The following is a 15,081-nucleotide window of genomic DNA, read 5'->3' on the forward strand; positions in this document are numbered from 1 at the left end:
TTCAGGCGCCGAGGCTGGTATCCTCGGCGTCGCTGCCAGGAATGAATGCCTCGATGGCCGCCAGCACCTGGGCGCGATAGCGGTCGGCCTCCTGAAACAGTTCATGCCGTGCGCCGTCGATCTCGATCAGGCGTCCGGCGCGGAAGACGCGGGCAAGATGTCCGACAGCCGCGCGGGGCACGAGCGCATCGGAGGTCGCGCAGAGCAAAAGCGTGGGGATGCGGATGCGGGTGAGGTGATCCTGCCGCGTCACCTTCGCCATCGTCGCCAGCGCCTGGTTGAGCCAGCGCGCGGTCGGCCAGCTGATCGACAATTCCGGATGTTCCGCGACGATGGCGAGATTGCGCTGGAAGCGACGCTCGTCCGATGTGACGATATTGCGCGGAAAATCGAGCCCGGGATCGCCCTTGCGGAAGGTGCGCTTGCCAAGCCCGGACCAGGAGGCGAGCCGCGCGATGATGGAAATCTTGCGCTGGCTCATCGTCTGTCCGTCGAGCGCGATGAAGGGCGAGGCCAGCACCATGCGTTCGATGCGGTTTTCCAGGCTCGGCGCCTGCGAGAGCGCGACCAGCGCGCCCGTCGAATGGGCGACGATGAAGAAGGGCAGGCGGGCGTCCGGCAGCACGATCTTTTCAAGAAAGAGCGAGAGATCCGCCTCATAGTCGGAGAAGCGGGCGACATGCCCGGCCCGGTTGCCTGCGATCAGGCGGTCCGAGCCGCCCTGGCCGCGCCAGTCGAATGTTGCGACCCACAGGCCGCGGGCGGTGAGGTCGTTGATCGTCTCAAAATATTTCTCGATGCATTCGCTGCGGCCCTGCAACAGAACGACCGTGCCTTTCGCCTCCCGCGTGCTGGAGCGAAACACGGCGTAACGGATCTTCACGCCGCCGCGCCCTTCGAGGAAACCGGCAAAATGGTTCTCGGGAACGGGATTGTCGGTGCTGGCGTGGAGGATCGAATCCATCGGGCAGGCAGTCTCGAGGTTGCTACGGGATGGATAGGCGCTTGGTCTTGAGCCGTCAAAGAAAAAAGCCGGATGCATGTGGCAACGGGGGTGGCACACATGCAGCCGGCACAATTTAACCAGGGCGGAAGGGACGTTGCACCCCGGTCTTCGAAAGCTTTCGCTTCCGATGTTGCGTTTCTAGCAGGGCCAAGCTGAACGATATCCGAAGTGCGCGTTCATCCGCCGTTCATGCCGGAAAAAATTCGGATGGCGGCCTTCGAGGCCGCGGCAACCTCTTGAACGGGCCAAAAACCGTTCCCATCTCATCGTCACGGGCGCCGAAAGGGCCCGTCGAGGTCTTCGTCGCCAGAATGGGGCGCGGACCGGATGAACCGGGCTGACCCTTCGGAAGTCAGGGGCAGCCTTCAGAAAGATCGCAACCGTTGCTCTGAAGGAGGACACCATGCGTCACGTCGATTTCTCCCCCCTCTACCGTTCCACCGTCGGTTTCGACCGTCTCTTCACCATGCTCGACAGTCTCGGCCAGCCTGACCAGGCCCAGACCTACCCGCCCTACAATATCGAGCGCACCGGCGAAGATACCTACCGCATCACCATGGCCGTTGCCGGCTTCGATGAAAGCGAGCTTTCGATCGAAGCGCGCGAACATGCGCTGACCGTCAAGGGCGAAAAGAAAGACGAAACGGCCGATGACAGCCAGTATCTCTATCGCGGCATTGCCAAGCGCGCCTTCGAGCGCCGCTTCCAGCTCGCCGATCATGTGGAAGTGCGCGCCGCTTCGCTGAAGAACGGCCTTCTCCACATCGATCTCCTTCGCGAGATTCCGGAAGCCGCCAAGCCGCGCCGGATCGAGATTGCGGCCGTCAACCGCGAAACCAAGCAGATCGAAGCCCAGAGCAACTAAGCCGGGTTTTATCGGCCGGATTTATCGGAATGAAGAGGGCGGTGCCGCAAGGCGCCGCCTTTTTTCGTATCAGAGAGCCGAGAGGAAGGCGTCTACATCGGCCTCGCGGGTCACGAAGCTCGTGACGAGGCGGACCAGGGTCTCGTCGTCGCGCATGGTGGCTTTCACGGCTGGGCCGGCGGGCCAGTCGTAAAAGGCCGCGCCTTTCTCCCGCAGCGTCTTCAGGGCATCGTTGCTGACGATGGCGAAGAGCTCGTTCGATCCGGTCGGCCAGGCAAGGCGGGCCTTGTCGGAGGCGGCAAAGCCGTCGGCGAGGCGGTTCGCCATGCCGTTGGAATGGCGGGCGAGGGTCAGCCACAAATCATTCCGGAAATAGGCGTCGAATTGCGCGGCGATGAAGCGCGACTTGGAAAAGAGCTGGGCGGAGCGCTTGCGCAGGAAATGCATCTGCTGGGCCTTCGATGTGTCGAAGAGGACCAGAGCCTCCGCACACCAGCAGCCGTTCTTCGTGCCGCCGAAGGAGAGGATATCGACGCCGCGTTTCCAGGTCATCTCCGCAGGGCTCGCCCCCAGATGCACGAGCGCGTTGGCAAAGCGGGCGCCGTCCATATGGAGCGGGAGCCCGGCTTTCCTGGCGATATCGGACAGGGCCGCGATCTCGTCCAGCGTGTAGGCCGTGCCGGCTTCGGTCGCCTGCGTCATGCTGACCGCCAAAGGCTGGCCGCCATGCACGAAATTTGGTGGGAAGCGGCCGATGGCGGCGGCGAGCGCCTCCGGCGCGATCTTGCCTGCCGGGCCATCGACGGGCACGAGCTTGGCGCCGGTCGCGAAGAATTCGGGCGCGTTGCATTCATCGACATTTATATGGGCCTCGCGGTGGCAGAACACCTGGCCGCCCGGCCTGTTGAAGCTCGCCAGGGCAAGCGAGTTCGCTGCCGTACCGGTGCCGACGAAGAACACGGCGACCTCGTGCTCGAAAATCTCGGAGAAGGTCTTTTCCACATGCTTGTCGAGGTCGCTGGTGCCATAGGCCGGGGCGAAGCCTTGGGCCGCGTCCACCAGGCTCTGTGCGATGTCGGGATGGGCGCCGGCCCAGTTGTCGGAAGCGAAAAACATTGGAATCTCTGTGCGATTGGAAGCTACGGAGACCATAATGCAGAAACGAGGGTGATCAATCGTCGCCTTGATCCGGCGACACGCCATCCCTGGAAAATGAAACGAACGGAAACAATGTGACGCCATGCCGTAATTTAATTTCGGCCTTTCGCGGAAGGCGGCAATTTTTCTTCATAAGGTCGTGTTTATTTGGCATGATGGCCTTGCAGCCCAAGGGCGTTTCTGGCATAGAGCACATGAAATAGGACAGGGTTGCTGTCCTATTTCGGTCAAGAGACCGAGCGACGCCCCTCCCACGAGGCCGGGGCAGAGGCAACGGGAAGGGAGAGCCACTCTCCAGAACGCCCCGCCGCCCAGGACGGTCCGATGATCACAAGCTGATCGGTCGTCTTGTTTGACCGCGTCACGCTCAGGAACAGACAGTCATGGCCGAGGCTTGCCGCAACGCAGGCCGCGGCCATGTGGGTGGAAGCAGAAGCCGGCGAAATGCAGGCGACAGGAGAGAGACATGGTGAAGACCCAAGCACATGCTTATCGGCAGACCCGGGCGCAGACGAAGACTGCGACGGGCGCCAAAACGCGCGCTTCCGCCCTGGGCCTGCCAAAGAAACAAGGACTCTACGATCCGCGCAATGAGCACGATGCCTGCGGCGTCGGTTTCGTTGCGCATCTGAAAGGCAAGAAGTCGCACCAGATCGTCCAGGACGGGCTCTTCATGCTCGAGAACCTGACGCATCGCGGTGCCGTCGGCGCCGACCCGTTGATGGGCGACGGTGCGGGCATTCTCGTACAGATTCCGGACCGCTTCTTCCGCGAGGAGATGGCCAAGCAGGGCGTCACGCTGCCCAAGGCAGGCGAATACGCCGTCGGCCACATTTTTATGCCGCAGGACGAGAAGCTGGTCGACTATTTCAAGAAGGTCATCGGGGACGTCGTCGCGGAGGAGGGGCAGGTTCTTCTCGGCTTCCGTGACGTGCCGGTCGACAACGCCTCGCTCTCCAAGGCGCCCGAGATCGCCGCCACCGAACCGCGCCACGTTCAGGTCTTCATCGGCGCCGGCCGTGAAGCCGCGACGAGCGACGAGTTCGAGCGCCGTCTCTTCACGCTGCGCAAGGTGATCTCCAACCGCATCTACGACGAATATGAAGGCGAGGAGAGCAACTTCTATCCGGTCTCGCTCTCCGCGACGACCATCGTCTACAAGGGCATGTTCCTGGCCTATCAGGTCGGTGCCTATTACAAGGACCTCGCCGATCCGCGCTTCGAATCGGCCGTCGCCCTCGTGCACCAGCGCTTCTCGACCAACACCTTCCCGTCGTGGAAGCTTGCGCATCCCTATCGCATGGTCGCGCATAACGGCGAGATCAACACGCTGCGCGGCAACGTCAACTGGATGGCGGCCCGCCAGGCCTCCGTTTCCTCGCCGCTCTTCGGTGAAGACATCACCAAGCTCTGGCCGATCTCCTACGAGGGGCAGTCGGATACCGCCTGTTTCGACAACGCGCTCGAATTCCTCGTGCGCGGCGGCTATTCCATGGCCCATGCGGTGATGATGCTCATCCCCGAGGCCTGGGCCGGCAACCAGCTGATGAGCCCCGAGCGCAAGGCGTTCTACGAGTACCACGCCGCCCTGATGGAGCCGTGGGACGGCCCGGCCGCCGTCGCCTTCACCGATGGCAAGCAGATCGGCGCGACGCTCGACCGCAACGGCCTGCGTCCGGCCCGCTATCTCGTGACGGATGACGACCGCGTCATCCTCGCCTCCGAAGCCGGCACGCTGCCGGTCAAGGAAGAGAGCATCATCAAGAAGTGGCGCCTCCAGCCGGGCAAGATGCTGCTCATCGACATGGAAGAAGGCCGCATCATCTCCGACGAGGAGGTGAAGTCCTCGCTCGCCGCCAAGCACCCCTATCGCGACTGGCTGGACAACACCCAGATCATCCTCGAGGATCTCGGCCCGGTCGAGCCGCGGGCGCTGCGCCGCGACGTGTCGCTGCGCGACCGCCAGCAGGCTTTCGGCTATACCCAGGAAGACACCAAGCTCCTGATGTCGCCCATGGCGACGACGGGGCAGGAGGCGATCGGCTCCATGGGCACGGATACGCCGATCTCGGCGATGTCCGACAAGACCAAGCTGCTCTACACCTACTTCAAGCAGAACTTCGCGCAGGTGACGAACCCGCCCATCGACCCGATCCGCGAGGAATTGGTCATGAGCCTCGTTTCCTTCATCGGTCCGCGGCCGAACATCCTCGATCATGGCGGTGCGGCCAAGGCCAAGCGCATGGAAGTGCGTCAGCCGATCCTTACCAATGGCGATCTCGAAAAGATCCGCTCCATCGGCCATGTCGAGGATCTCTTCGACACCAAGACGCTGGACTTCACCTATGACGTGGCGCGTGGCGCCGACGGCATGCCGGAAATGCTGGAGCGGCTGTGCGAGCGCGCCGAGCAGGCCGTTACTAGCGGCTACAACATCATCGTTCTGTCCGACCGGCAGATCGGTCCGGACCGCGTGGCGATCCCCGCGCTGCTCGCAACGGCGGCCGTGCACCATCACCTGATCCGCAAGGGCCTTCGCACCTCGGTCGGTCTCGTCGTCGAGACGGGCGAGCCGCGTGAGGTGCACCATTTCTGCCTGCTCGCCGGCTATGGCGCGGAAGCGATCAACCCTTACCTCGCCTTCGACACGCTCACCGACATGCACAAGCGCGGCGAGTTCCCGAAGGAAGTGGATGCCGAGGAAGTCGTCTACCGCTACATCAAGGCGATCGGCAAGGGCATCCTCAAGGTCATGTCCAAGATGGGCATTTCGACCTACCAGTCCTATTGCGGCGCGCAGATCTTCGACGCCATCGGGCTGTCGTCCGAACTGGTCGACAAGTTCTTCTTCGGTACGGCGACCACCATCGAGGGCGTCGGCCTGGAGCAGATCGCCCGGGAGACCTTCAACCGGCACAAGGCGGCCTTCGGGCGCGATCCGCTGCTCGCCAACACACTCGATATCGGCGGTGAATACGCCTATCGCATGCGCGGCGAGGAACATGCCTGGACGCCCGACGTCATCGCCTCGCTGCAGCATGCGGTGCGCGGCAATGCCGCCGATCGCTACAAGGAATTCGCCGAACTGGTGAATGCCTCGTCGTTGCGCATGAACACGATCCGCGGCCTGTTCTCTATCAAGAGCGCGGAAGCGGCGGGTCGCAAGCCCATCTCCATCGATGAGGTCGAGTCCGCGGCCGATATCGTCAAGCGCTTCTCGACGGGCGCCATGTCCTTCGGTTCAATCTCGCGCGAGGCGCATACGACGCTGGCGGTGGCCATGAACCGGATCGGCGGCAAGTCGAACACCGGCGAGGGCGGCGAGGAGAGCGATCGCTACCTGCCGCTGCCGGATGGTTCGTCCAATCCCGAGCGTTCGGCGATCAAGCAGATCGCATCGGGCCGCTTCGGCGTGACGACGGAATATCTCGTCAACGCCGACATGCTCCAGATCAAGGTCGCGCAGGGAGCCAAGCCCGGTGAAGGCGGTCAGCTGCCCGGCCATAAGGTGGATGCGACGGTCGCCAAGACCCGTCACTCCACGCCGGGCGTCGGCCTCATCTCGCCGCCGCCGCACCATGACATCTACTCGATCGAAGACCTGGCCCAGCTCATCTACGACCTGAAGAACGTCAATCCCGAGGCCGATATCTCGGTGAAGCTCGTCTCGGAGGTCGGCGTCGGCACGGTCGCTGCCGGGGTCGCCAAGGCGCGCGCGGACCATATCACGGTCGCGGGCTTCGACGGCGGCACCGGTGCTTCGCCGCTCACCTCGTTGAAGCATGCCGGCTCTCCCTGGGAGATCGGCCTTGCCGAGACGCACCAGACGCTGGTGCTCAACAAGCTGCGTTCGCGCATCGCCTTGCAGGTCGATGGCGGCCTGAAGACCGGCCGTGACGTGGTCATCGGCGCGCTGCTGGGCGCCGATGAATTCGGTTTTGCCACCGCGCCGCTGATTGCGGCCGGCTGCATCATGATGCGCAAGTGCCACCTCAACACCTGTCCGGTAGGGGTCGCCACGCAGGACCCGGTTCTGCGCAAGCGTTTCAAGGGCACGCCCGAACACGTCATCAACTACTTCTTCTTCGTGGCCGAAGAGGTGCGCGAAATCCTGGCCTCGCTCGGCGTTCGCTCGCTGAACGAGATCATCGGCGCCTCGGAACTGCTCGAGAAGGAGAAGATGATTTCGCACTGGAAGGCCAACGGTCTCGACTTCTCGCGCATCTTCCACAAGGTGGACGCGCCGAAGGAGGCGACCTACTGGACCGAGCGGCAGAACCATCCGATCCACGACATCCTCGACCGCAAGCTCATCGAGCAGGCGAAGCCGGCGCTTGAATCCAAGACGCCCGTCGCCTTCGAGGTCGACATCAAGAACGTCGACCGTTCGGCCGGCGCGATGCTCTCGGGTGAAGTGGCCAAGCGCTATGGCTTCAAGGGCCTGAAGGACGATACGATCTCCGTGAAGCTGCACGGCACGGCCGGCCAGTCCTTCGCAGCGTTCCTTGCCCGCGGCATCACCTTCGATCTGGTCGGTGCCGGCAACGACTATGTCGGCAAGGGCCTGTCGGGCGGCCGCATCGTCGTGCGTCCGCCGGAAAACAACCGCGCGGTGCCGCATGAATCGATCATCGTCGGCAATACCGTGCTCTACGGCGCGATTGCAGGCGAGTGCTATTTCAACGGCGTGGCCGGCGAGCGTTTCGCTGTGCGCAACTCCGGTGCAGTCGCCGTCGTCGAGGGCGTGGGTGACCACGGTTGCGAGTACATGACGGGCGGTGTCGTCGTCGTCATCGGCCAGACGGGGCGCAACTTCGCGGCCGGCATGTCGGGTGGTGTCGCCTATGTGCTTGACGAGGCCGGCGATTTCGCGCGTCGCTGCAACATGGCGATGGTCGAACTCGAGCCTGTGCCGGAAGAAGACGACATGCTGGAGAAGCTGCACCACCATGGCGGCGACCTCATGCACAAGGGCATGGTCGACGTGTCCGATGACATGACGCGCCATGACGAGGAGCGGCTTTATCAGCTCGTCTCGAACCACCTGCACTATACGGGTTCGCCGCGGGCCAAGGAGATCCTCGACCACTGGGCCGACTATCGTCCGAAATTCCGCAAGGTGATGCCGGTCGAGTATCGCCGCGCGCTCGAAGAGATGGAGCGCATGAGGATGGGGGTCGCTGCCGAGTGAGGCAGCGGTTCACCAACCTTCACCGGCTGATTTCGCTGGGCTTGGCAGTCGCGGTCCCGGGGATCGCGACCCTCGTGAACGGCGAGATCAGGATCGAATTCATCGTACTGGGTTTGGTGGTTGGAGCCGCCTACTGGTACTGGGGGCCTGCGGGCGCTCCGCTCTGAGCAAGGATTATTGAAGTGGGCAAGGTAACTGGTTTCATGGAAATCGACCGGCAGGTGATGAAGTATCAGCCGGCCTCCGACCGCATCCGCCATTTCCGCGAATTCACCATTCCGATGTCGGATGCCGAGGTGCAGAAGCAGGCCGCGCGCTGCATGGACTGCGGCATTCCCTATTGCCACGGTCCGACCGGGTGTCCGGTGCACAACCAGATCCCGGACTGGAACGACCTCGTCTATAACGGCAACTGGGAAGAGGCGATCCGTAACCTGCATTCGACCAACAACTTCCCGGAATTCACCGGCCGCGTCTGCCCCGCACCCTGCGAGGAGGCCTGCACGCTGAACCTTGAGGATGCGCCGGTTTCCATCAAGACCGTCGAGCAGGCGATTGCCGACAAGGCCTATGAGATGGGCTATATCGTGCCGCAGCCGGCCACGGTGAAGACGGGCAAGAAGGTCGCCGTCATCGGTTCCGGTCCTGCCGGCATGGCCGCTGCCCAGCAGCTCGCCCGCGCCGGCCACGAGGTGCACGTCTACGAGCGCGAATCCAAGGCCGGCGGCCTGCTGCGCTACGGCATCCCGGACTTCAAGATGGAGAAGAACTTCATCGACCGCCGCGTCGACCAGATGCGGGGTGAGGGCGTGACGTTCCACTACGGCGTCAATGTCGGTGTCGACAAGCCGATGGACGAGATGTTCGCCGAGCATGATGCCGTGCTCTATTGCGGCGGCTCCGAGACCCCGCGCGATGCCGGCATTCCCGGCGTCGATTTCGCCGGGGTGCACGATGCCATGCCCTATCTGGTGCAGCAGAACCGCCGCGTCGGGCGGGAGAACGTCGACAGCGTCGGCTGGCCGTCCGAGCCTATCCTGGCGGGCGGCAAGCATGTCGTCGTCGTCGGCGGCGGCGACACCGCATCGGACTGCGTCGGCACGGCGTTCCGCCAGGGAGCGGTGAAGGTCACGCAGCTCGACATCCGTCCGCAGCCGCCGGAAAAGGAAGACAAGCTTGCCGTCTGGCCTTTCTGGGCGACGAAGATGCGCACCTCCTCCTCGCAGGCGGAAGGTGCCGTGCGTGAGTTCCAGGTCGGCACGCTCGAATTCGTCGGCGATGAAGATGGCGTGCTGACGGGCGTGAAGTGCTGCCAGGTGGACGATCGCCGCAAGCCGATCGCCGGCACGGAGTTCATCATCAAGGCGGATCTCGCCTTCATCGCCATCGGTTTCCGCGGCCCCTTCACCGACAGCGTGCTGAAGGATCTCGGCGACAAGCTTGCGATCAACACCGACAAGCGCGGCTCGTCGAACGTCATCGCCAATGATCGCGACTACAAGACCTCGGTCGACAAGCTCTGGACGGCCGGCGACGTGCGCCGCGGCCAGTCGCTCGTCGTCTGGGCGATCCGCGAAGGCCGTCAGGCCGCACGCGCGATCGACGAGGCGCTGATGGGCACGACCACGCTGCCGCGTTAAGGCAAACGGGAGCGCGCAAGAAAGCCGCGCTCCCGACTATTCGAGATAAGGGTATCCACGGATCCCGCTGCGGTCATGACAAGATGACCGCGGCCATTTCCTGGTTCAGGGCGTCGCGGTCTTGTTGAGGCGGAAATCGTCCACACGGCCGAGTGGGGCATCGGCGGTTTCGCCCTTGTCGACCAGCTTCTCCCTCAGGCTCTTGCCGTTCCCCTTGATGGCCGCCCCGCCCAGAAGCGCGGTACCACCGTCGAGCGACGGGTCGGAGAGGCTGATCGGCTGAGTCTTGGTGATCTCGGCATCGACCGGCGGCGTGGCGACGACGAGGTCTTTCAGATCGTTCTGCAGGCTCGGGCCGTCGGCCGCCGCATCGCCCAGGATACGGCGGATTTCCTTTTCCACATAGAAGGCGAGCTTGCGCTTGCCGGCGGGTGTGAAATTGATGCCGTCGGAGCCGCGCAGGCGAACCTGCTGGCCGTTGATATCGGAGCCCGAGGTCACGAACTTGCCGGCCTCGTCGACGAAGCCGTCCCATATATCGACGAAGGTTCCGCCAGTCTTTTCGGCACTGGCGCGATAGATGCCGTTCAGTGTCGTCATGTCGGCGGTGAGCGCGGAGGACTGGAAGGCCGGCATGCCCATCCAGAGCGTCGGCTTGTTGCCCTCATGCGCGATGGCGGCGATCCGCTCGACCCGGCTTTCGTATTCCTTCGTCCAGGCGTCGGAGCGGAATTTCTCCTTCTCGCCTGCAATCGTCATTTGCTGCCGGTCGTTTGCGCCCAGGCTGATCACGACGAGCGCCGGTTTCGTTTCCGCGATCAGGCCGGGCAGCGAGGCCGGCCAGTCGTAATAATCGTCTCGCACGAGACCGGAGGAGCCGTTCGTGCGCTTATCGACGATGATGCCGGGTGTTGTCTTGAAGGCCTCGATCAGGCCGTCACCGAGGCTGCCGGCAATGAAGTCGCCGACGACGAGCACGACCTTCGCGTCCGCCAGCTTTTCCACCGGTGCGGGTTCCGGGCTCTTCGCCACCGTCGTTGCCGGGCGCTTTTTCCTGACGGCGGCGCGGGGTTTGCGAATGGTCGGTTCGGGCGCGACTTCCCTGGGCTTCTTTTTGCCGAAGAGGAATTCGAGGATCGACCTGCGCTCGACACGTTCCTGCGCGCCTGCCGGCGTCGCCATGGGGGCTGCGAGGCTTGCGGAGACGGCGAGGGCAAGCCCGAGGCGGATGATCCGGATCGTCATGCTCATTGCAGGGCTCCGCGATTTCTACGCATTCTGCCGGCGGTCGATGGCGGCATGATGGCAAATGCCGGTGGCGAGGGAAAGCAAAAAGGGGCGCCGAAGCGCCCCTCATGCGGGATCGTAGCCATTTTCAACGCTGGAGTGCGCGCAGGACCTTCTGGCTCGGCTCGCCATCGGCGGGCAGGCCCATGCGGTTCTGGAAGGCCTGGATGGCGGCCTTCGAGCCGGAGCCGAAGTTGCCGTCGACCTCGCCGTCGTAATAGCCGAGTTCCTTCAGGCGCGTCTGGAGTTCGAACTTCTCGGTGATGTCGAGCGTGCCGTCGGGCCGCGGCCAACGCTGCTTGACGCCACCGTAGCCGGCGATCTGGTCGGCGAGCATGCCGACGCCCATCGCGTAGGAATCCGAGGCGTTGTAGCGCTTGATGACGAAGAAGTTCTTGGTCATCAGGAAGCCTGGCCCGCCATTGGCCGGCATCTTCAGTTCCGCCCGGTCCGAGCCGTTCTTGAAGCCGCTGCCGCCCGGCCGCGTGAAACCGAGCTTCGCCCACTGTGCGAGCGTCTTGGTCTGGCCGGAATATTTGCCGCCACCCGGCGGCACGACGATCTCGTAGCCCCAGGTCTTGCCCGATTGCCAGCCGTTCTTGGCCAGAAGGTTGGCGGCGGTCGCGAGCGCGTCGGGGATGGAGTTCCAGATGTCGCGATGGCCGTTGCCGTCGGCATCCACCGCATAGAGCATATAGCTCGTCGGGATGAACTGCGTGTGGCCCATCGCACCGGCCCAGGAGCCGGTCATGTCCCGTGCGGCAATGTCGCCGCGCTGGATGATCTTGAGGGCGGCGATCAGCTGCGTGCGCGCATATTTCGCCCGCTTCTTGTCTGCGTAGGCGAGCGTTGCGAGCGCGCGCGGCACGTAGTGCAGCCGGTCGTCCTTGGCCAGCACAGCGCCATAGTTCGATTCCATCGACCAGATGGCAAGCAGGATGTTGCGGTCCACACCGAAATGACGTTCGACCGCCGCGAGCGTGCGGGCATGCTTCTTGGCCATTTCACGGCCGATGCGCACCGTGTAGGGATTGACGCGGGAATCGAGGTAATCCCAGATCTGGTGCTTGAATTCCGGCTGGTACGCGGCCTTCTCCAGCACGTCCGGATCGGGCGTCTTGATGCCGGCAAAGGCCTGCTGGTAGGTCGATTTGCTGATGCCCGCCTCTGCTGCCGTCTGATAGAAATCGGCGATCCACTTCTGGAAGCGCGCATCCGCATGTGCGACCGCGGTCTGGGCAAAAAGGCCGGCCGAGAGGAGGAGGGTGAGCGCGGATCGGCGCAGAACGGTTTTGAGATTCTGTGTCATCAGCTGTTTCCGTTTTCAAATTTCGGTTCGGTGGCCGGGAACCACCGGCGAGGACGCAAACTTATAAAAACGAAGTCAACAAATTCTTTACCATCAAACTTTTGCTCCGTCTCTCTTTGCAAAAAAATAGCAATTGGACACTATTCCGGCACAGTGATGGCTAGCCATGAGGGCAACTGGCTCAACGAGGTGAAAAATGTCGCAGACACGCAAGGTTCGCAAAGCAGTCTTCCCGGTGGCCGGTCTTGGCACCCGCTTCCTTCCGGCCACCAAGGCCGTGCCGAAGGAAATGTTGACCGTGGTGGACAAGCCGGTGATCCAATACGTGGTGGATGAAGCGCTGGACGCCGGCATCGAGCACCTCATTTTCGTGACGGGCCGCTCCAAGGCCGTCATCGAGGATTATTTCGATATCCAGGTCGAGCTGGAGCAGACGCTGCGCCAGCGCAACAAGACCGCCGAGCTCACGCTTCTGGAAAGCATCCTGCCGGTTGCGGGCTCGACGAGCTTCACGCGCCAACAGGAGCCGCTCGGCCTTGGCCATGCGGTGTGGTGCGCGCGCGAACTGGTCGGCAACGAGCCTTTCGCGCTGCTTCTCCCCGATATGATCATGAAGGCCGAAAAGGGCTGCATGAAGGGCATGGTCGAGCTGTTCGAACACAGCGGTGCCAATGTCATCGCCGTCGAGGAATGCGCGCCAGACCAGGCGCACAAATACGGTATCGTCGGCGTCGGCGAGAAGGTCGGCGAGGGCTTTGCCATCACCGAGATGGTCGAGAAGCCGCCGAAGGGCACCGCGCCCTCCAACTTCTTCATCAACGGCCGCTACATTCTTCAGCCGGAAATCTTCCCGATCCTGTCGACGCAGGAGCGCGGCGCGGGCAACGAGATACAGCTGACCGACGCCATGGTGAAGCTTGCGACCGAACAGAAGTTCGCCGCCTACCATTTCCGCGGCGAGACCTATGACTGTGGTGCCAAGGATGGCTTCATCCTGGCCAATATCGCGTTTGCGCTGGCGCGCGCCGATATTCGTCCTTCGGTCGAGGGCCCCCTGAAGGAGCTCGTCGCGGGTCTGAAATAAGGCTCAGCGACGCAAGACGAGACCGATGCCGGCACGCGTGATGCCGGTATCGTCCGCACCACGCTGGCGGGTGAGTTCGTAGGAGACGTCGCCCGTGAGCGCGAGCCAGCGGTTGAGGTTCCATGTCAGGCCCGCACCCGCAAGGTAGACGCTCTGGTTGGGGATGGCCGTCGCGGACTTGAAGTCGCGCCACGTATAGGCGCCGGTCAGCCGCGCCACGAGGTTATCCCGCAGTTCGTGGGTCAGGGTCGCATCGGTCGTGTATTCGACATAGCCGCTCTGTCCGGGGGCGGTCGACGGTTCCAGCTCCGTGCGCAGGCCAAGCCGCAGATCGGTACCGCGTTGCGGCGACCAGAACACGGCGCCGTCCAGCGCGATGCCCTGGAGTGCGGCAAGGCGACTGTCATCGAACGACGCGCGCTTGTAGCCGAGGCCGAGGTCGCCGCGCAGCTTTTCGCCGAGATCGACTTCCACGCCTGCGCGGCCGCCGAGGGTGAGGGCAGAGCGTTCGTAGCCGAGCGAATCCCGCTTCTGATCATAGAACGACCGACCGACCGAGGCTTCGAGATAGGGGATCAGGGCAGGCGACAGCGCATAGCCGACACGACCGGTCAGCGTTCCCGCCGAGAAGTTGCGGTCCGAGAGATCCAACTTGCTGCCGTCCTGAAGTGCTGCGTCGCCGTAGACCTCGCGGTCGAAATCCGCGCTGATCGTGCCGCGGATAAGGCCGAAATCGCGCTTCAGGCTCGCGCCGGCGGCGAATTTATGCACGCCGGACTGGGTCGTGGCGCCGTTGATCGCGTTGGGATCGCTGGAGCTTTCGCGCTCGAACGCGTAGCCGGCGGTCAGGTTGGCGATCGTGTCGTTGCTGAGGTCGAGCCGCAGGTCGGCATTGACATTGACCTTGGGCTCGGTTTCGCCGGTGCCGCTGATATTGCGCTGGTGGATACCCTCGGCATCGATCGTCAGCTGATGGCGCGACCAATCGGAGGTAAGCGACCCCTTCAGGCCCGTCTGCCAGAAGGAACGGCTTGTCGAGACGGAGCCGGTCTTGGTCTTCTCGTAGTTGATGCCCTGCGAAAGCGAAGGCTTCAGGATGAAGGTGCCGAGGCGGATACCGATCGGGTCATAGGGATTGCCGAAATTGCTGCGCACATTGTCGAGGTCGGCCTCGCGCTGGTTCAGCCGCTCGGTGCGACGTTCGGCCGGCAGGAACGCGCCGTTTTCGCCAGGTGTCGTCTCCACCAGTCGGGCCGCATCCTCGTCGGACATGGGCGCGCGCGCCGGTATCGCACCGGTGGTCCCAGGCGTACCGGACGTGCTGCCCGTCGCGCTCGTGTCCGTATCGGTTTCCGTGTCAGTCGAGGCCAGCGGGTCCTGAAAGGCACTCGACGCGGGGACGACCTTTTGCTGGGCCATCGCCGGCATGGTTGCAAGCACGGTGCCGGCAAGCAGCAACGCGGCCAGACGCCGTGTCGGGCGTGACCACGGGGTCCCGCGTGCCTGTAGCTGTGCCTTCGCCATGATCGGCCCTGCGATTC

General features: G+C 63.5%; 9 protein-coding genes. 4 read left to right on the plus strand and 5 right to left on the minus strand.

The genetic code is table 11. From position 1 onward, the window contains the following. Position 1: 1 nt before the first annotated feature. The gene (locus GR158_RS14420) at positions 2-964 is read right to left on the minus strand and encodes an alpha/beta fold hydrolase (RefSeq protein ID WP_134645901.1); all 963 of its coding nucleotides are present in this window, start codon (positions 962-964) and stop codon (positions 2-4) included. Between the two features lie 445 nt (positions 965-1,409). Here GR158_RS14420 and GR158_RS14425 point away from each other — a divergent pair, with 445 nt between their 5' ends. Continuing rightward, positions 1,410-1,871, plus strand: a complete 462-nt coding sequence (locus GR158_RS14425; protein ID WP_134645899.1) for an Hsp20 family protein — start codon at positions 1,410-1,412, stop codon at positions 1,869-1,871. Between the two features lie 69 nt (positions 1,872-1,940). On the opposite strand, the gene GR158_RS14430 is transcribed toward GR158_RS14425, so the two are convergent. After that, positions 1,941-2,987, minus strand: a complete 1,047-nt coding sequence (locus GR158_RS14430) for a low specificity L-threonine aldolase (protein ID WP_160871560.1) — start codon at positions 2,985-2,987, stop codon at positions 1,941-1,943. 508 nt (positions 2,988-3,495) lie between these two features. On the opposite strand from GR158_RS14430, the gene gltB reads away from it, so the two are divergent. After that, positions 3,496-8,220 (plus strand): glutamate synthase large subunit, encoded by a 4,725-nt coding sequence (gene gltB / locus GR158_RS14435; RefSeq protein WP_160871561.1) that lies wholly within the window; start codon positions 3,496-3,498, stop codon positions 8,218-8,220. Between the two features lie 182 nt (positions 8,221-8,402). Then, the gene (locus GR158_RS14440; protein ID WP_160871562.1) at positions 8,403-9,860 is read left to right on the plus strand and encodes a glutamate synthase subunit beta; all 1,458 of its coding nucleotides are present in this window, start codon (positions 8,403-8,405) and stop codon (positions 9,858-9,860) included. 105 nt (positions 9,861-9,965) lie between these two features. Here the strand turns inward: GR158_RS14440 and GR158_RS14445 are convergent, their stop codons facing one another. Together GR158_RS14445 and GR158_RS14450 are read right to left on the minus strand one after the other, a co-directional pair. Beyond that, positions 9,966-11,111, minus strand: a complete 1,146-nt coding sequence (locus GR158_RS14445; RefSeq protein WP_160871563.1) for a DUF459 domain-containing protein — start codon at positions 11,109-11,111, stop codon at positions 9,966-9,968. Positions 11,112-11,235: 124 nt separating this feature from the next. Beyond that, complete coding sequence (locus GR158_RS14450) at positions 11,236-12,456, minus strand: lytic murein transglycosylase (protein WP_134645890.1); 1,221 nt, start codon at positions 12,454-12,456, stop codon at positions 11,236-11,238. A 196-nt stretch (positions 12,457-12,652) separates the two neighbouring features. Between GR158_RS14450 and galU the strand changes: the two genes are divergently transcribed. Continuing rightward, entirely contained in the window at positions 12,653-13,540 is an 888-nt protein-coding gene (galU, locus tag GR158_RS14455; protein ID WP_134645888.1) for a UTP--glucose-1-phosphate uridylyltransferase GalU, read from the plus strand. A gap of 3 nt (positions 13,541-13,543) precedes the next feature. Here the strand turns inward: galU and GR158_RS14460 are convergent, their stop codons facing one another. After that, entirely contained in the window at positions 13,544-15,064 is a 1,521-nt protein-coding gene (locus GR158_RS14460) for an outer membrane beta-barrel protein (protein ID WP_160871564.1), read from the minus strand. Positions 15,065-15,081: the final 17 nt, after the last annotated feature.

This window comes from Shinella sp. AETb1-6, from assembly GCF_009826875.1.
Classification (GTDB): domain Bacteria; phylum Pseudomonadota; class Alphaproteobacteria; order Rhizobiales; family Rhizobiaceae; genus Shinella; species Shinella sumterensis.

Excerpts from the sequence above, each read along its gene's own strand:
- GR158_RS14420 (WP_134645901.1), bottom strand. The coding sequence starts at position 964 with ATGGATTCGATCCTCCACGCCAGCACCGACAATCCCGTTCCCGAGAAC.
- GR158_RS14425 (WP_134645899.1), top strand. The coding sequence starts at position 1,410 with ATGCGTCACGTCGATTTCTCCCCCCTCTACCGTTCCACCGTCGGTTTC.
- GR158_RS14430 (WP_160871560.1), bottom strand. The coding sequence starts at position 2,987 with ATGTTTTTCGCTTCCGACAACTGGGCCGGCGCCCATCCCGACATCGCA.
- gltB (WP_160871561.1), top strand. The coding sequence starts at position 3,496 with ATGGTGAAGACCCAAGCACATGCTTATCGGCAGACCCGGGCGCAGACG.
- GR158_RS14445 (WP_160871563.1), bottom strand. The coding sequence starts at position 11,111 with ATGAGCATGACGATCCGGATCATCCGCCTCGGGCTTGCCCTCGCCGTC.
- GR158_RS14450 (WP_134645890.1), bottom strand. The coding sequence starts at position 12,456 with ATGACACAGAATCTCAAAACCGTTCTGCGCCGATCCGCGCTCACCCTC.
- galU (WP_134645888.1), top strand. The coding sequence starts at position 12,653 with ATGTCGCAGACACGCAAGGTTCGCAAAGCAGTCTTCCCGGTGGCCGGT.
- GR158_RS14460 (WP_160871564.1), bottom strand. The coding sequence starts at position 15,064 with ATGGCGAAGGCACAGCTACAGGCACGCGGGACCCCGTGGTCACGCCCG.